At 46.2% G+C, this 16,583-nt stretch carries 15 protein-coding genes; 9 read left to right on the top strand and 6 right to left on the bottom strand.

Translation table 11 applies throughout. The features are described 5' to 3' along the window. Positions 1–2 precede the first annotated feature (2 nt). Positions 3–1,049, top strand: a complete 1,047-nt coding sequence (recA, locus tag ACQY3H_RS02095; protein ID WP_428074367.1) for a recombinase RecA — start codon at positions 3–5, stop codon at positions 1,047–1,049. Positions 1,050–1,134: 85 nt separating this feature from the next. On the opposite strand, the gene ACQY3H_RS02090 is transcribed toward recA, so the two are convergent. Both ACQY3H_RS02090 and ACQY3H_RS02085 read right to left on the bottom strand, forming a co-directional pair. Next, positions 1,135–1,638 carry a type IV pilin protein gene (locus ACQY3H_RS02090; protein WP_428074365.1) on the bottom strand — a complete coding sequence of 168 codons (504 nt, stop codon included), beginning with the start codon at positions 1,636–1,638 and terminating at the stop codon, positions 1,135–1,137. A 33-nt stretch (positions 1,639–1,671) separates the two neighbouring features. Further along, positions 1,672–2,118 (bottom strand): type II secretion system protein, encoded by a 447-nt coding sequence (locus ACQY3H_RS02085; protein ID WP_428074363.1) that lies wholly within the window; start codon positions 2,116–2,118, stop codon positions 1,672–1,674. Positions 2,119–2,265: 147 nt separating this feature from the next. Between ACQY3H_RS02085 and ACQY3H_RS02080 the strand changes: the two genes are divergently transcribed. Further along, positions 2,266–3,153 (top strand): tyrosine recombinase, encoded by an 888-nt coding sequence (locus ACQY3H_RS02080; protein ID WP_428074361.1) that lies wholly within the window; start codon positions 2,266–2,268, stop codon positions 3,151–3,153. A 187-nt stretch (positions 3,154–3,340) separates the two neighbouring features. On the opposite strand, the gene ACQY3H_RS02075 is transcribed toward ACQY3H_RS02080, so the two are convergent. Beyond that, positions 3,341–3,874 (bottom strand): type IV pilin protein, encoded by a 534-nt coding sequence (locus tag ACQY3H_RS02075; protein ID WP_428074359.1) that lies wholly within the window; start codon positions 3,872–3,874, stop codon positions 3,341–3,343. 45 nt (positions 3,875–3,919) lie between these two features. Between ACQY3H_RS02075 and leuS the strand changes: the two genes are divergently transcribed. Genes leuS through holA form a run of 3 tightly spaced genes read left to right on the top strand, consistent with a single transcriptional unit; the run spans position 3,920 to position 8,033 of the window. After that, positions 3,920–6,433: a leucine--tRNA ligase gene (gene leuS / locus ACQY3H_RS02070; protein ID WP_428074357.1), complete on the top strand. Its 2,514-nt coding sequence runs from the start codon at positions 3,920–3,922 to the stop codon at positions 6,431–6,433. Positions 6,434–6,441: 8 nt separating this feature from the next. Then, complete coding sequence (lptE, locus tag ACQY3H_RS02065; protein ID WP_428074355.1) at positions 6,442–7,023, top strand: LPS assembly lipoprotein LptE; 582 nt, start codon at positions 6,442–6,444, stop codon at positions 7,021–7,023. Beyond that, positions 6,963–8,033: a DNA polymerase III subunit delta gene (gene holA, locus ACQY3H_RS02060; RefSeq protein ID WP_428074353.1), complete on the top strand. Its 1,071-nt coding sequence runs from the start codon at positions 6,963–6,965 to the stop codon at positions 8,031–8,033. The genes lptE and holA overlap by 61 nt, the downstream gene beginning before the upstream one ends. An 82-nt stretch (positions 8,034–8,115) precedes the next feature. On the opposite strand, the gene ACQY3H_RS02055 is transcribed toward holA, so the two are convergent. Then, positions 8,116–8,649, bottom strand: a complete 534-nt coding sequence (locus tag ACQY3H_RS02055) for a type IV pilin protein (protein WP_428074351.1) — start codon at positions 8,647–8,649, stop codon at positions 8,116–8,118. 153 nt (positions 8,650–8,802) lie between these two features. On the opposite strand from ACQY3H_RS02055, the gene ACQY3H_RS02050 reads away from it, so the two are divergent. Then, positions 8,803–9,456: a DedA family protein gene (locus ACQY3H_RS02050; protein WP_428074349.1), complete on the top strand. Its 654-nt coding sequence runs from the start codon at positions 8,803–8,805 to the stop codon at positions 9,454–9,456. Here ACQY3H_RS02050 and ACQY3H_RS02045 read toward each other — a convergent pair. Next, positions 9,386–11,074, bottom strand: coding sequence for a glycoside hydrolase family 3 N-terminal domain-containing protein (locus ACQY3H_RS02045; RefSeq protein WP_428074347.1), 1,689 nt, complete (start codon positions 11,072–11,074; stop codon positions 9,386–9,388). The genes ACQY3H_RS02050 and ACQY3H_RS02045 overlap by 71 nt on opposite strands. Beyond that, positions 11,071–12,150, bottom strand: coding sequence for a metallophosphoesterase (locus ACQY3H_RS02040; protein ID WP_428074345.1), 1,080 nt, complete (start codon positions 12,148–12,150; stop codon positions 11,071–11,073). Before ACQY3H_RS02040 ends, ACQY3H_RS02045 begins: the two co-directional genes overlap by 4 nt. Before the next feature lie 91 nt (positions 12,151–12,241). Between ACQY3H_RS02040 and gltX the strand changes: the two genes are divergently transcribed. The 3 genes from gltX to ACQY3H_RS02025 are packed head-to-tail and all read left to right on the top strand — an operon-like array spanning position 12,242 to position 16,440. Continuing rightward, entirely contained in the window at positions 12,242–13,714 is a 1,473-nt protein-coding gene (gene gltX, locus ACQY3H_RS02035; protein ID WP_428074343.1) for a glutamate--tRNA ligase, read from the top strand. 5 nt (positions 13,715–13,719) lie between these two features. Beyond that, positions 13,720–15,315: a hypothetical protein gene (locus ACQY3H_RS02030; protein WP_428074341.1), complete on the top strand. Its 1,596-nt coding sequence runs from the start codon at positions 13,720–13,722 to the stop codon at positions 15,313–15,315. Between the two features lie 15 nt (positions 15,316–15,330). Continuing rightward, positions 15,331–16,440 carry a type IV pilus twitching motility protein PilT gene (locus ACQY3H_RS02025; protein ID WP_428074339.1) on the top strand — a complete coding sequence of 370 codons (1,110 nt, stop codon included), beginning with the start codon at positions 15,331–15,333 and terminating at the stop codon, positions 16,438–16,440. Positions 16,441–16,583 lie beyond the last annotated feature (143 nt).

Genomic DNA, 16,583 nt, shown 5'->3' with positions numbered 1-16,583 from the left:
TTATGGACGCAAACAAACAAAAAGCATTAGACCTCGCCCTAGGCCAAATCGAAAAGGCCTTCGGCAAAGAAGCCATTTGTAAATTAGGCAGCGGCTCGGTACAAAAAGTAGAAGCCATCCCTACGGGCGCGTTGTCGTTAGATTTGGCGCTCGGTGTGGGCGGACTTCCGCGCGGGCGCGTTATTGAAATTTACGGGCCGGAAGCCGGCGGTAAAACGACGCTTTCGTTGCACGTTGCCGCGCAAACGCAAAAGATGGGCGGAACGGTGGCGTTTATTGATGCCGAACACGCTTTGGACCCGGTGTATGCCGCTAATTTGGGCGTAAATGTGGATGAGTTGCTCGTTTCGCAACCCGATTCCGGCGAACAAGCCTTGGAAATTGCCGAAAAGTTAGTGCGCTCGGGCGCGATTGATTTAATCGTGGTGGACTCCGTAGCCGCGCTTGTTCCGCAAGCCGAAATTGAAGGGGAAATGGGCGATGCTCACGTCGGTTTGCAAGCGCGCCTGATGAGCCAAGCCCTGCGCAAACTCACCAGCCTTTTAAATAAAACAAAAACGAGCATTATTTTCATTAACCAATTGCGCCAAAAAATCGGCGTGATGTTCGGCAACCCGGAAACGACCCCCGGCGGACTTGCTCTTAAATTTTATGCGTCCGTGCGTATTGATGTGCGCCGCATTGAAAACTTGAAAAAAGGTGACGAAATTATCGGTACGCGTGTGCGCGCCAAAGTAACCAAAAACAAAGTAGCGCCGCCGTATCGCCAAGCCGAATTTACCATGATTTTAGGCCAAGGTATTTCGCGCGAAGCGTGTATTATTGATAAAGGCGTGGAAGCCGGCATTATTGAAAAGAGCGGCAGTTGGTTTATCTATGGCGAAGAAAAACTTGGCCAAGGGGCCGACAATGCGCGCCAATATCTTAAAGATAACCCGGAACTGGCGGCCGAAATTGAAGATAAATTGTATGTAAAATATCTCGGCCATCATTATGACGGAAAACCGGCCGGCGAAGAAAAACCGGCAGAGAAAAAAGCCAAAAAATAACAACTTTTCTTAAACGGTGTAATATAAAGTAGGGTGGCAATTTTTGCCACCCTACTTGGATAAGTGATAAACAAATTACTCAACGTTAATACCGATAAATTGAGTAACCGGAATCGGAATACCACGGAGCATTCATTCCGGTTTCTTGTTTGCATAGTTGGTGTGCTAGTTGTGTGCCCGGTGGGTTGACAACACAAGTTTTCGCTCCAGCGTGTGCTGGCGTTGTGTTGTTTTGTAAATGGATCTCATAAGAAAGACCTACCTTTTCATCCACACAGGCTAAACGTTCGTCATTATCAAATCCGATTGTAAATAGGCAATAATAATCTGAGTTAAAATAAAAAAATCTTCCGTCACTCTGCCCGGCGGGAAGTTCTATGCTCAAAGCCTCTGCATCCATGGTGTAAGATCCGTTTGCTAAATAATAGACTTCTTCCGCGTCTGCCATGGCGTTTGCCATCGCTTTTAAGTTGGAATAGCGGCTACGCATAACGGCTTTTTTGTATTGCGGCAGCGCGACACTTGCTAAAATACCGATAATCAGTACAACTACTAAAAGTTCAATGAGTGTAAAACCTTTGTTATTCATAAAATGCTCCGGTTTTTTTATAATCGTCTGATATTATGAAAAGTTGCAGGCTTTTATTCCTACAGGGGTGAGACCGTCACAACGATATCGGGGATCCAAGTCCGGATAAATACGAATCATCACATCCGTATCGGCACAGAGAACCGTTTTATTACCGGCGGGGCTTTTCCAAACGCCGCAACGGGAACCGTTTTCATAAATAGCACCAATATGTTCCACGCTGGTATCGTCCAGTTTTTGATAGGTTGCTGATTCTTCCCCAATATCAATATCCAATTCTCTCACATCCGTAGGCCATTCTCCGGTTGCCATTTCATAAGCCGAAGCACCCTTATATAAGGCATCTGCACGCGCACGCAATTGCACGGCACGGGCCTTTCTAACGGCTACTTGATATTGCGGAAGCGCCACGGCCGCCAAAATGCCGATGATTAAAACGACTACCAATAATTCAATCAGTGTAAATGCTTTGTTATTCATAAAATGCTCCGTTTTACCACTTATCATTATTATTGGTTTTTTATTTCAAATCGTCAAGGGCAAATTGCTCCGTGTGACGCAATGAAAGCAAATTTGAATGTGTTAAGGCCCACGCCATTCTGACGTGATAAAAGTTATAATGTTTTTATGGACGGCGTATTATTAGAAGATTTTGCTAATCACTTGAGTTTTGAGCGGCAGTTGTCGCGCAATACGGTAGTGTCGTACACGTCGGACGTGGCGCACTATTTAGAGTATTGCGCCGCTAACGAAATTTTGCCGCAAGACGTAGAACCCCCGTTTTTAGACCAATATAATTATCAGTTAAAAAATGTGGAAGGGTTATCGCCCGCCAGTGTATTTCGCAAGATGGAAGCCGTGAAAAGTTTTTATAAATTCTTGCTGATTGAACAACGTATCCAAGAAGATCCGACGCGTTTTTTGAAATCCCCCAAACTTCCCCAATCATTGCCCGAGCAACTTACACGCGAAGAAATGGATAAATTACTTTCTTTCCCGGCCGAAAAATTTGACGAAGTCCGTACCGTAACTATTGTGGAACTTTTATACGCGGCGGGACTTCGCGTTAGCGAACTGTTGGGGTTGCGGCTAGAAAATATCAATACGGACGAAGGGTGGCTGCTTGCATTCGGCAAAGGGGGAAAACAACGCTTCGTGCCGATTCACCCGGCTTGTTGTAAGCGTCTCAAAGAGTATTTGGCGCTGCGTACGGCACATTTTGTAGGCAAAGAAACGGACTCGGAAGTTTTTCTAAATAACCGCGGCAAAAAATTAAGCCGCGTAAGTGTGTGGAAAGATTTAGCGGCTTTGGGGCGCAAAGCCAATATCTCGCGTCCGCTTCATCCGCATTTGTTTAGACACACGTTTGCCTCGCACTTGCTGCAAGGCGGGGCAGATTTGCGTAGTTTGCAAGAAATGCTCGGTCACGCCAATTTAACGACGACGCAAATTTATACCCATTTAGATGTAACGGATCTCAAAAACAAACACAAGAAATTTCACCCGCGCGGCTAATTTCTTCCTAATTTTGTGTGATACTTCGTTGCGCAATGGCTTGAATACCTCCGCGCTAACGCGCGCGTGCCGACAGTATACTGCGCCCTTGCGCGCCTCGTCTGACACAAAATTCGTTTGAAATTACATACGCGCTAAACCGTAAAATATTCTCCGCCTAATTTTGCGCGTTACGATTTATTTAATACTAATCAAGAGAGTAGATAAAGCTAGACCCTTCCCAAGATGTCCCGCCGAGAGAACGGCAAATTTGGTGTTGTAAAGGGGCGGTTTTGGGGGTAGAATTGGGCGGTGTCACACAAAGGATGGGGTGTTCGTAAAAATTATTTTCCTGCGTAAGAAAAGAAAGTGTTACCGGGGCAAGCCAACTGTCATCCGTAACGGATAAATTGATGGCCGCACAAGTAGCCGGTTCGTCCGGCAAGCCGCTACCCATGGCACAATAAACAGTGGTATGTTTGGCTACCCAAGTATTAGCAAATTCATCAAATTGAAATACCTTCGGAATTATTTCGTCTAATTCGGAAGAAGTGGGATAACGTCCGTTAGCCAAGTAAAAAATTTGGGCGTGTTCCGTAAGGGCCTTCCCAAGAGGCATTAATTTAGCGGTGCGGGCTTTCCAGACAGATGTTCTATAAGACGAGTAAGCCACCATGCCTAAAATACCTATAATCAGTACCGTGATTACTAACTCCGGCAACGTAAATCCTTTTCGTTTCATAAAAGCATTATACTTAAATTGTCCAAAATGTTAAAATAATAAGATATGAGTAATGATAATTTTCCGCAAATTGACAAGAAACAACAAGACCGCTGGGAAAAGGCTAACCTTTTTGCCAGCCCAAAACTGCCGTCCGGCAAGAAATTTTATTGTTTAGATATGTTCCCGTATCCGTCGGGGGCGGGATTGCACGTTGGCCACCCGGAAGGATATACCGCGTCCGATATTTTAACCCGCTACAAACGCATGAACGGCTACGACGTCTTGCACCCGATGGGGTGGGACGCTTTTGGTCTGCCCGCGGAAAATTATGCTATTGCTACCGGCGTTCACCCGCGCGTAACGACGCAAAAAAATATTGATAATTTCAGACGTCAAATTAAATCTATCGGTCTGGCCTACGATTGGTCACGCGAAGTGGATACTACCGATCCGAACTATTACAAATGGACGCAATGGATATTCTTGCAACTGTTCAAAAAAGGCCTTGCGTACGAATCTACGGTACCGATAAACTGGTGCCCGTCGTGCAAAACGGGGCTTGCCAACGAAGAAGTCTTTAACGGCAAGTGCGAACGCTGCGGTCACGAAATCGAACGCCGCGCTTTGCGCCAATGGATTTTGAAAATTACCGAGTATGCCGAACAATTATTAGAAGGACTTAACGACCTTGATTGGCCCGAAAGTACCTTGACTATGCAGAAAAATTGGATCGGCAAATCTAACGGGGCCAATGTGCTTTTTAAGGTGGACGGACACGACGAAATTTTAACCGTTTATACCACTCGCCCCGATACACTTTTCGGCGCGACGTATATGGTTGTTTCGCCCGAACACCCCATTTTGGAAAAAATTGTTACGCCCGCGCAAAAAGACGCGGTAGCCGCTTATCAAAAAGAAGCCGCCAAAAAGAGCGATTTGGAACGCGGAGAACTGAATAAAGAAAAAACAGGCGTGTTCACCGGAGCATATGCCATAAACCCGGTTAACGGTAAAAAAATCCCGGTGTGGACTTCCGATTATGTGCTTATGGGATACGGTACAGGCGCCATTATGGCGGTTCCCGCCCATGACGAGCGCGACTATGCATTTGCCAAAAAATTCGGCTTGGATATTATTGAAGTTATCAAAAGCGAACAAGGCGTTGAAAAAGAAGCGTTCACCGGGGACGGCGAACTCGTTAATTCCGGTTTTTTGAACGGACTTCATGTGCAAGAAAGTAAAGCCGCAATGATTAAATGGCTTACCGAACATAACTGCGGTAACGCTAAAACTACATATAAACTGCGCGATTGGGTTTTTGCGCGCCAACGTTACTGGGGCGAGCCGATTCCCGTGGTGCATTGTGACAAATGCGGTGTCGTGCCGTTGCCGGAAAGTGAACTGCCCTTGCGCTTACCCGAAGTGGAAAAATTTGAGCCGTCCGGTACGGGCGAATCGCCTTTGGCGACCGTAGAAGATTGGGTCAAAACGACCTGCCCCAAATGCGGCGGTCCGGCCAAACGCGAAACCAATACCATGCCCCAATGGGCGGGTTCATGCTGGTATTATCTGCGGTATATGGATCCGCACAATGCAGAGAAACTGGTAGATCCGGCTATTGAAAAAGCCTACGGCCCGGTAGATTGCTATATCGGCGGCGCCGAACACGCAGTGCTACATTTGTTATATGCGCGTTTTTGGCACCGGGTATTGTATGATTTGGGCGTAGTGTCGTGTAAAGAGCCGTTCAAAAAATTACGCCACCAAGGGATGATTTTAGCATTCTCGTACCGCGATAAAATGGGAAATTACCACAGTTACGACGAAATTGATTTCAAAGACGGCAAAGCCTTTTTAGCCGCCACCGGGGAAGAACTCTCGCCGATGGTGGAAAAGATGTCTAAGTCCAAGAAAAACGTTGTTAACCCGGACGATATTTTGCGTGATTACGGCGCCGATGCGTTTAGAATGTACGAAATGTTTATGGGCCCGTTTGAAGCCAGCAAGCCCTGGGATATGAAAGGCATAGAAGGCGTTTCGCGCTTCTTAAAACGCGTGTACGGTTGGAGTGAAAACGTTAAACTAACGGGCGAACAAGACCCCAAAAAGAGCGAAATTTTGAAGAATAAAACGATTGAAAAAATCGGTGATGACATTGAAAATTTCCGCTTTAATACGGCCGTTTCGTCGCTCATGGTGTTATTTAACGACATTAGCAAACTCCCGCAAGTGAGCCGTCATACGTTTGAGACGTTCTTGAAACTCTTGCACCCGTTTGCACCGCATATTACCGATGAAATTTGGCAACAACACGGGTACGAAGGCTTTTTACTGCAAACCGCGTGGCCCAAAGCCGATAAAAACTTCTTGCAAGAAGATAGTATAGAAATCGGCGTGCAAATTAACGGCAAAGTGCGTGACCGCATTTCCGTTGCCGCTACTGCCTCGCGCGAAGAAATTGAAAAAATCGCGCTTGCCAGCCCGAAAGTAAAGCGTAACTTGGAAGGACTTGAAATTAAAAAAGTGATAGTTGTGCCGGGCCGTATGGTCAGCATTGTGGCCGCCCCGGCGAAATAAGGAGCGTTATGAAAAAACTCGTACTTGCTATGTGTGCCGCGGCCGCGTTAGTTGCGTGCGCGAGCGAAGGAGCGGTCTATAAACCGCAAGCGCAAATTATGCCGCAACATATTAAAAAAATTGCAGTGCGGCAAATTCTAAATAAAACAGAAGTATTTGCGTTGGAAGATAAATTCTATAATACACTCTACGACGAGTTTTTACGGAACGGTATGTATCAAATCGTACCGGAAAACGACGGCGCGCAAGGCGTAGTAGTGACCACTATTTCGCGTTACTTAAATGTGCCGGTACAGTATGACAGCCAGTTAATTCCTACCGTGTATCAAATGAATATATGGCTGGATGTGGTGTTCATGGATAAAACCACCAACGAACCGGTGTGGCGCGAGCCGGCACTGATGGGTACGCAAGTATATGCGGCTTCTACTTTGCCCGGCGGTATGACCGAACAACAAGCGCGTGATGAAGTGTTCGGGCAACTCTCGCGCGATATCGTCAAACGCACGGTGGACGGGTTTGGCTCGGTATGGAGCGAAAACAAAAAGAAAGTGATGAACAACCCGGAATATACCACCATTACCGATTAACTATGCCCAAACTGACTGCGGAAAAATTACAGGCAGAACTTGCCAAACAAAAAGTGGCTCCCGTTTATTTATTAACGGGGGAAGATCTTTTCCGCAAGCAAGAAGTTATCAAACAAATCCGTAACATTTTACAACCGGATGATTTTAATTTTTATTCGTCCTCTGCCGACAAGGCCGATATCGGTGAAGTGCTTGCTCTAGCCAACACGTCACCGGTGTTTTGCAATGCACGCTTGGTAGTGCTGACCGATATTGAAAAACTACGTAAAGATCCCAAAGCCGCTTTGTTAAAATATGTGTCCGATCCGCTTTCTACAACGACGTTGATATTAACCCACAACGATGCGAAAAAAATGAAAACGGAAAAAGCGCTGGCCGAATCGTGCGGGGCCGCCGGATGTGTGGTGGACTACGGCGAACTCAAACAAGCCGAACTTAATATTTGGGTGAAAAACCGCTTGTCCGCACGCGGGCTGACCGGAGATTTTGACGCGGTAGATTTGCTGTGCCAAACAGTGGGTTCGGAACTGGCCGCGTTAGAAAACGAGATTGAAAAATTGTATCTTTATACGGCACAACGGGAAAACAAAAAGATTTCCAAAGAAGATGTTTTGGCTTGTATAGGATTTAGTAAAGAAGAAAACCCGTTTGAACTTTCCAATGCCATTTTGGCCTGTAATAAAAACAAAGCCATTAAACTGGTAGATAAACTGTTAGATGACGGAGAAGAACCGGTGGCTATTTTAGCCAAAATGACGTATCCGATTGAAAAAATGGCCCGCATTAAACGTATGAGCGAAGGGGGAATGGCGGCGGGAGATATTGTCCGCGCGGCGGGGCTGTTCCCGTGGGAAAGCCGGCTTATCACTGCGGCGCGCAATTTCCCCGGCCAAAAACAATTTTTAGCAGCCATGAATAAAATGATTGACGCGGATGCCGGGTTTAAGTCCGGCGCAATAAGTGACCCGAAACTGACCTTGAAAGGGATATTACTTACGCTGTTTAGATAAGTACAATCTTATTAAGTTTTATCAATATAAGCGGGCACACCCAGTAGGTGTGCCCGCGTGCTAATTGAAATTAGTCTACAACTTATAACTTATAAAAACGCGCTCCGACAGATACCGTTGGCGTGGTTGAAATTCCCATTACATTCTTGCAAAATTTTCCGGCGGGTGAAACTTTCGCTACGGCTTCTGTGCAATACATGTTCCCTACCAAAGAAGCATCCCCTTTATGGACGAACGTAATTCCGGCAGCCAAATAGGGACCACGTCTGAATTGTCCGCGCGACCATACGAAACTCCCTCCGTTATTTACAATCAGTTCCATATCATTCGTCCCGCGGATAGCATCATCGGAACTAACGACAGGAGATTCAATAGATGTTTGGGGAGTAAGATTCTCAAAGTCTAAATCTAACTCATCAAAACGCGTAGCATAATTCCCGTTTGCCATAAAATAAGTTTCTTGTGCGGTGGATAATGCTTGAACAGACGAATATAATTGGGCCGTGCGGCTTTTCCAAACGGCTTTTTGATATTGCGGCAAGGCCACTGACGCCAAAATGCCGATAATAAGTACCACTACCAATAATTCAATCAGGGTAAATGCTTTGTTATTCATAAAAATCTCCTGTTTATACGGCTACTACTATAGTATTGTTTTTTTTTTTGCTTTGTCAAGGCGTGGTTTTCAGCCCGACGGTATTGAATGCTCTTTGGATGCCTTAAAAAGGGGGCAATTTAAGCACAATAACGGGTTTGGTATAATATAAATATGGAAATACTTTCTCAAGTTATAGATATCTTTTTGCATTTGGATGTTCACTTGAACGCGTGGGCCGCGTGGATGGGTATTTGGCTTTACGTGATTATTTTTGCGGTGGTGTTTTGTGAAACGGGACTCGTGGTGACGCCGTTTTTGCCCGGTGATTCGCTCCTGTTTGCGTGCGGAGCGTTAGCCGCCAGTAAAGGAAGTTCCATCTCTCTTTTTGTGTTAATACCCGTTGTGTTTTGTGCAGCGGTATTGGGCGATTTTTGCAATTATGAAATCGGCAAGTGGCTGGGGCCTAAAGTTTTTACACGCGAAGACAGTATTTTCTTAAATAAAAATCATTTATTAAAAGCACATGCTTTTTATGAAAAATACGGCGGGAAAACAATTATTTTAGCGCGTTTTATTCCCATTATCCGCACGTTTGCGCCGTTTGTAGCCGGCATTGGCAAAATGACGTATTTACACTTCGCTTCATATAATGTAATCGGGGCGTTTCTGTGGGTCATGTTATTTGCGGTGGGGGGATATTTCTTTGCCGATTTGCCGGTTGTGCAGCAACATTTCCACTACGTAGTGGCTGCCATTATTTTAATTTCGGTTTTGCCCGCGGTGTATGAGTTTTTTGCGGCACGCCGTCAGCAGAAGAAACCGTAAGTTGGACGGGTAATTTCCCTTGTGCTTTCAAATCCCCTAAAATAATATCCGCCGCCGTGTGTAAGGCATAGCGGTTTAACCCATAGGTGGCCAATACCACGTTGGCTTCGGGATAATTGGGAATATCGTACGGGCTCATCGTAGAAATAAACACGACATTTTTGTTTTCCTTGATTAAACCGTTAATAGCATTTTTTTGGTTAATATTTGTTTTATCGGCCCATTGAAGGCTTGTTAACACTAACAAATCGGCCCCTTTGGCGCAGGCAGCGGCCCGTTCGCTGTCTTTTTTGCGCGGGGTTAAAGCGGCATTGTAACTGCGTACGTTCCACCCTTTTTCCAAAAAAGGTTGGGCAAAACCGGGCAGTTGGTCTGCAAAGCGCGACGGAGCAAAAAACACGGCACAAACGGTAGGCTTTTTGTTAGCCTTTGGTGTAAACGGCAACAAATGGTGGCGGTCTCTGATAAGTGTAACGGCTTTGTCGCTGATTTTGGTCAGTTGTACCCGGTACGCATTTTGCGTGGGGGGGATAACAGCCGGAGTGTCTGTACTTAATAAGCCAAGCCGTTCTTTGATGTCAAAGATTTTGCGGGCGGCTTCTTCTACACGCGGTTGCAATTTTTTTTCCTGCACGCCTTGTAAAATTTGGGCAAAGACGGCACTTGGTTTAATGTATCGGCCGAGCAAAATCATATCTTCGCCACTTTCTAATGCACGCACCGCGCAGCCGGAAATCGTACAAAAATTAGTGGCACTTTTCATATCCAAACTATCCGTAACCAGTAAACCCTTAAAGCCCATTTTTTTTCGTAATAAATCGTGCAAAATCGGTTTGGAAAACGTGGCGATATCTTTGTTGTCCAATGCCGGATAGCGGATGTGCCCCGTCATAATACCGTCCACCCCTTGATTGATAGCGGCTTGGAAGGGAGCCAAATGAATTTTTTTCATCTGTTCGTAGGATGCTTTTACTACCGGTACATCGTAATGTGAATCTAGGGCAGTGTCGCCGTGCCCGGGGAAATGTTTTACTACACTTAAAATGCCGGCTGCCTGAAATCCGTGAATAAGCGACATGCCCATCCGTGTTACGTTCGTCGGATCGGAGCCGAACGAACGCACCCCGATGATGGGGTTATGCGGGTTGCTGTTAACGTCCAGTACCGGGGAAAAATTGATATGCACCCCCACACGTTTTAATTCCAGCCCGGCCAAATACGCTACGGCCGCGGCGGCATCTTCGTCGTTTGCGGCGGAAAGCATCATGTTGGTAGGCAAATAATCAAAGCCTAACGTAATAGGCGTATGCACGGTGCCGCCTTCGTAATCAATAGAAATTAAGAGTGGAATTTGATGCGGACTTTTTTGTGCCCACGTTTGCAATTTTTTGACGAGTTCTTCGGTTTGCGCAAACGAATAATTTCCCCATTGAATAAGTACACCGCCGATTTTTCCTGCTTCAATGACCGGGCGGACCAGTTCGGCACTGTCCACATCCACAAACGCAACGAGCGTTTGCCCGAGTTTTTCTTCAAATGATAATTCATCAAAGGTCGTGGCCGCGCGGGTAACGGTTGCTAAACACAAGGCTAACAGGAATGTGCCCCATTTTCTCATCGGTTTACCTCCACGATAGGTAGTTCGGCTGGTGCAAATAACCGTAACGGCATGCCCCAATAAAACATTCCGGACGTAATATAAAATTTCATGCCGTTTACATCAAAGAGTCCATACGCGCGCGGAAATTGTAATTTGACCAGATAATTAAACGGCCAAATTTGTCCGTTATGAGTATGCCCGCTAAACATTAAATTGACTTCGTTAGCGGCGGCAATTTCCGCATATAAGGGAGTGTGGGAAAGTAAAATAAGCGGCTTTTTCGGATCGGTCGCGGCGAGTAAATTAGCCATATCTTGCGCGGTTACGTTGGCGGTTTTGATATCTTTAAGTCCGGCCAGTTGCAACCCATTGGGTAGCGTAATCAGTTCGTTTTGCAATAATTTAATATGGGCCTTTTTGTAAAAATCTACGGCGGCTTTGAAATCGTTATAATACTCGTGATTGCCTAAAACGCCATACGTTCCGAGCGGAGTGTTGAATGTGGCTAACCGTTCGGCGTATTGGTCGGCATTGGGGCCATATTCAAACACATCACCCAACACTAAAATTATATCGGGTTTTTCGTTTTCCAACTGCGTGAGTGCTTTATCCCACCGCGCATATGATACGCCCATCCCCAAATGCGAATCGGAAATCAGCGCGATTTTTAAGGCGGGCAGTTGTGAATCGGAAACGGAAATACGTTTGATTTTCGGTGCGGAAAAACCGCCCCATACGGAACATACAAATAATATCCCCATGGTAATTACGCTGATAATTCCTAAATATGTTCTGGCGGAAAGGTGTAGCAGTTTGAGTAAAAAGGCTAAAACGGCGAAACCCGCGCTCACGCAAAAGGCAATAAATGCCAGCCCGAATAAAATGTAGGATGCATAATATAATACCTGGGTAAAAAAGTTGTAATGGGTGCGCGTGAGTGTAAGCCCGGCCAGCACAAATGCCGTGCATAGTATGGGTAACCACCCGGCAATACTGAATTTACTTAACGCCGGGAAATTCATACCGAGCCATAGCCCCGTTACGGCAAAGAGCCCCCAAATCACAAGCGTAGCAATAATAAAAAACGCGGTCATTTCCACTCCAACTTGGCTAGAATGCTTATATTTTACATAATAAAAAGTTATAATATAGTATATTCATATAAGTTGAGAGGAAAAAATTAGTATGACAGTTCGTGTTCGTTTTGCCCCGTCTCCGACTGGGTTTCTACATATTGGTGGTGTGCGCACCGCTTTATTTAATTATCTGTTTGCCAAAAAGAATAAAGGCACGTTTTTACTTCGTATTGAAGATACCGATGAAGAACGCTCTACCCAAGCGTCCACGGATGCTATTTTTGAAGGCATGCAATGGATGAATTTGAATTGGGATGAAGGCCCGATGACCGACGGTACTTCCAAAGGTCCGGATGCTCCCTACTACCAAGCGCAACGCGCCGATATGGGCATCTACAAAAAATATATTGACCAATTATTAGCCGAAGGCAAAGCCTATAAATGCTATTGCACGGAAGAAGAATTGGAAGCCAACCGCCAAAAATGTTTGGCCGAACACCGCCCGCCGAAATACGACGGTAAATGTGCCCATTTAACGCCCGAACAACAAAAAGAATTGGAAGCGCAAGGCCGCAAATATGTTATTCGTTTCCGCATGCCGCAAGAAGGGGATGTGGAATGGGATGACCTTATCCGCGGACACGTCAAATTTGCCAGCAAAGACTTGTATGATTTAGTCATCCAAAAAACAAGCGGATATCCTACCTATAACTTTGCCGTAGTGGTGGACGATCACTTGATGCGTATGACGCACGTTATTCGCGGGGATGACCACATTTCCAACACGCCGGCGCAAATTCAAATTTACCGCGCACTCGGCTGGAAAGAGCCTGTTTTTGCCCACTTGTCTATGATCCACGGGCCGGACGGCAAAAAATTATCCAAACGTCACGGCGCGACCAACGTAGTGGAATTTCGCAATATGGGTTACTTGCCCGAAGCCTTGAAAAACTACTTGGCTTTGCTCGGTTGGGCCACCAGTGATTCCCAGCAATTATTCGCTCCCGGTGAATTGGAAGAAAAATTTGACATCTCCGGTTGCCAACCCAGCCCGGCGGTTATGGATCCGGAAAAACTCAATTGGATGAACGGCGAATATATCCGCGCTACGCCGATTGCCCGCTTAACCGACCTTGCGTTACCGTTTATTGAAAAAGCCGGAATTGATGTATCCGGTGTGAGCCGCGCACAATTGGAAAGCATTGTGGCGTTGGAACAAGAAAAATATAAACTCTTAACGGAAATTCCGGATTTAATCCGTTTCTTCTTTGAAAAACCCGTTTTTGAACAAGACGCTTTGGAAAAAGTTTTCGGTAAGCCGGAAGCCAAACAGGCGTTGGAACTCATTATCGCGGCCTATAGCAAACTAACCGATTTTACCGAAGCTAATTTGGAAACCGCCGCCCGCACAACCGCTAAAGAAAACGGTCTAAAGGCAGGGCAGATTTTCCACCCGGTACGTGTAGCCGTTTCGGGCCGCACCCACGGGCCGACGTTGTTTAAGATGCTAGAGTGTATGGGCAAAGAAACGGTGCTTGCGCGTTTGCAAGATGCGCTCGCGCTTTGTAAGCAGCCTGCTTAATCAAAATGAAATACTGGCTTTTTGACGGAAAAGATGTGTTAGGTCCGTTCACGTTGCAGACCCTTGCCGCGCGAACGGACTTTTCCGCCACCAGTTTAATTTGTGCCGGAGAAACAGGGGAAGAATCGGACGGATGGCAGTTGGCTTCGTCCTTTGAAATTTTCCGTTTCCATCCGGTTAGCGGGCAGTTAGAAGGCGTATTTTTGCCGGACGGTAAAGAAGTTACCGCTACGGAAATTCCCACCGAAGAACCGCAACCTAAAAAAACGGAAGAAAAACCGGTTATTCAACCGGAACCCATACTGGTACAACCACAACCGCGTGTGGAAAAAACGGTGGAAGAACCGGCCACGGTTATATTGGCTAGAGAAGATGTGGATTTGGTTCTTCCCGAACACCCGGAAGAAAATCAAGCGCCCGCCCCTATACAAGAAACAATTCAACAACAAGCGGCGACTCCGCAACCGCAAGAACCTACACAAGAACAAGAGGTAGTGCCCGCGCAGGAACCTCAAAATGAACAAGCGGAGCCAGATACTTCTAAACCGGAGAAATTGCAAGAATCGTTGACGGTTGCCCCGGAAGAAGAAATTATTTCTACTTGCACCTTGCCGCTTGTTAATGAGATTTTAGAACGGAGCGATTTACCGCAACTTCCGCAAGGCGATTTTGAACCGGTACCGTTACCGGATATGCCGGAATTTGCATTAAAGGAAATTGCTGCCGAACCAACCGAAATAACTGCGGAACAAGCAGAGACTCCCGGGCCGACACAAACCGCCGCCGCGCCGGCACAACCGGTTGCAAAGCCGGTATCCCAAGAGCAATTAAAGCCGCAAGAACCGCAAGAATTGGTTTCTTCTGCGACCGAGCCAACGGAAACTCCGCAAGAGACTCCCGCACAAGAAAAAATTTTACAAGAAGAACCTATTTCGCAAACGGCCATCCCCGCCCCGCGTCCGCCGCGTGAACAGACATTGCACCGGTTGGAACAAGCCTTAGCCAACCGTCAAGCCGTGCCGGACATATCGGAAAGACAATCGCCCACACATAAAAAAGCCTATATGATTTTATGGATTTTATTAGGGATAATCATCGTGCTTGCTTTGGCTATTTGGGGATTATCACGTATGAAAACGCAAACAACGGATACCCCGTCTAAAGCGGCAAATACACCGACATCGGTCGTGCAACAAGTGCCGACACAGACAACCCCAACTCCTACACCTGTTGCTACCCCGGTGCAAACGGCGGCTTTGGCAGAAACGTCGGCGCCGGAAAAACCCATTACGCCCCCTAAACCTGTTACCGCACAAGAGAAAGCATTAGCCGCAGTCCAAAATTATCAATTGCCCGATAATAAAGGTACGATTGCCGCTTATTTTGACCGGGTGTATCAAGACCATTTATCGCAAGGATATATAGCCAGTTGGTCCGTAGAGCCCTTGCATAAAAGTATTTATATTGTAAAATATAGACTGACCAAAACGCGTACCGAGCCAATTGTGTATGTCTTTCAAGCAGACGGCGTACGCGGAAAATTAACCGGCGCGCTTAATAATATCGCGCTCGATTTAGTAGGACGGATTAACCAAAATTAAAAAGAGAGGAATTGTATGGCAGAACAAACAACGCAAAATTTGCCGCAAGCAACCATGGACGATTTGTTTAAGTTGATGAAAGCCAAAAACGCGTCCGATATCCATTTAACCGTAGGGGTTCCCCCGGTGCTTCGTATTCAAGGGCGGCTCTATCAAACGCCGTTTGAATCGTTGACGAAAGAAAGTGCCCAAACGTTAATTTATTCTATTTTGAACGACGACCAACGCCAAACTTTTGAAGATACCTTGGAATTGGACTGCTCTATCGGTTTGAAATCGTTAGGGCGTCTGCGTGTAAACGTATATAAACAAAGAGGATGTGTTGCTGCTGCCTTGCGTTCCATTCCTAATGAATTTAAGTCCTTTGAAGAACTTAACTTGCCCCCGGTAGTTTATAACATTATGAAACTCAACAAGGGGCTCGTTTTGGTAACCGGGGCAACCGGATCCGGTAAATCTACCTCTCTGGCCAGTATGATTAACTACCTCAATATGAACGAAAGTAACCATATTATGACGGTAGAAGATCCTATCGAATTCGTCCACCAACATAAACGCAGTATTGTCAATCAGCGTGAAGTGGGTGCCGATACCAAAACATTCGCTGCCGCGTTAAAACACTTCCTGCGCGAAGACCCGGATATTATTCTGGTCGGCGAGTTGCGCGATATTGAAACCATGGAAGCCTGCTTGACGTTGGCCGAAACCGGTCACTTGGTGTTTGCTACCTTGCACACCAACGACGCTGTGCAGTCCATCAACCGTATTATTGACGTGTTCCCGCCCAACCAACAACCGCAAATCCGCACGCAGTTGTCCTTCGTGTTAGAGGCGATTATTTCCCAACAGTTAATTCCTACCCTTACCGGCGGGCGCGCTATGGCCGCCGAAGTCTTGCTGGCTAACTCTGCCGTGCGCAGTTTAATCCGCGACGGAAAAGCCGAGCAGATTATCTCTACCATGCAAACTAACGTAGGTATGGGTATGATCACCATGAACCAAGCGTTGGGTGACTTATATATCCAAAAGAAAATCAGTTATCAAGAAGCCTTGTCGCACTCGAGTGATACGTCCGGTTTAAAGACGTATTTGCAACAAAAACTCGGTACGGCAAACTTCAAATAAAGTTTGTTCCTGTGTGTAAGAAACTCCCCGGACTACCCCCCGGGGAGTTCTGTTTTTTACCCAAAAGACCTAGGTGCTTTCTGGGCCAAAATACCCTTGCGGGCTTGCCTATAAAAAACCGAAAATATAATATCGTTAGTTTT

The sequence above is a fragment of the Candidatus Avelusimicrobium luingense genome (assembly GCF_902757105.1).
Classification (GTDB): Bacteria; Elusimicrobiota; Elusimicrobia; order Elusimicrobiales; family Elusimicrobiaceae; genus Avelusimicrobium; species Avelusimicrobium luingense.
This window is presented reverse-complemented; position numbering and strand designations above follow the sequence as displayed.

What these genes read in the sequence shown, in the direction of transcription:
- recA (WP_428074367.1), top strand. Translation starts at nt 3, where the DNA reads ATGGACGCAAACAAACAAAAAGCATTAGACCTCGCCCTAGGCCAAATC.
- ACQY3H_RS02090 (WP_428074365.1), bottom strand. Translation starts at nt 1,638, where the DNA reads ATGAATAACAAAGGTTTTACACTCATTGAACTTTTAGTAGTTGTACTG.
- ACQY3H_RS02085 (WP_428074363.1), bottom strand. Translation starts at nt 2,118, where the DNA reads ATGAATAACAAAGCATTTACACTGATTGAATTATTGGTAGTCGTTTTA.
- ACQY3H_RS02080 (WP_428074361.1), top strand. Translation starts at nt 2,266, where the DNA reads ATGGACGGCGTATTATTAGAAGATTTTGCTAATCACTTGAGTTTTGAG.
- ACQY3H_RS02075 (WP_428074359.1), bottom strand. Translation starts at nt 3,874, where the DNA reads ATGAAACGAAAAGGATTTACGTTGCCGGAGTTAGTAATCACGGTACTG.
- leuS (WP_428074357.1), top strand. Translation starts at nt 3,920, where the DNA reads ATGAGTAATGATAATTTTCCGCAAATTGACAAGAAACAACAAGACCGC.
- lptE (WP_428074355.1), top strand. Translation starts at nt 6,442, where the DNA reads ATGAAAAAACTCGTACTTGCTATGTGTGCCGCGGCCGCGTTAGTTGCG.
- holA (WP_428074353.1), top strand. Translation starts at nt 6,963, where the DNA reads ATGGAGCGAAAACAAAAAGAAAGTGATGAACAACCCGGAATATACCAC.
- ACQY3H_RS02055 (WP_428074351.1), bottom strand. Translation starts at nt 8,649, where the DNA reads ATGAATAACAAAGCATTTACCCTGATTGAATTATTGGTAGTGGTACTT.
- ACQY3H_RS02050 (WP_428074349.1), top strand. Translation starts at nt 8,803, where the DNA reads ATGGAAATACTTTCTCAAGTTATAGATATCTTTTTGCATTTGGATGTT.
- ACQY3H_RS02045 (WP_428074347.1), bottom strand. Translation starts at nt 11,074, where the DNA reads ATGAGAAAATGGGGCACATTCCTGTTAGCCTTGTGTTTAGCAACCGTT.
- ACQY3H_RS02040 (WP_428074345.1), bottom strand. Translation starts at nt 12,150, where the DNA reads ATGACCGCGTTTTTTATTATTGCTACGCTTGTGATTTGGGGGCTCTTT.
- gltX (WP_428074343.1), top strand. Translation starts at nt 12,242, where the DNA reads ATGACAGTTCGTGTTCGTTTTGCCCCGTCTCCGACTGGGTTTCTACAT.
- ACQY3H_RS02030 (WP_428074341.1), top strand. Translation starts at nt 13,720, where the DNA reads ATGAAATACTGGCTTTTTGACGGAAAAGATGTGTTAGGTCCGTTCACG.
- ACQY3H_RS02025 (WP_428074339.1), top strand. Translation starts at nt 15,331, where the DNA reads ATGGCAGAACAAACAACGCAAAATTTGCCGCAAGCAACCATGGACGAT.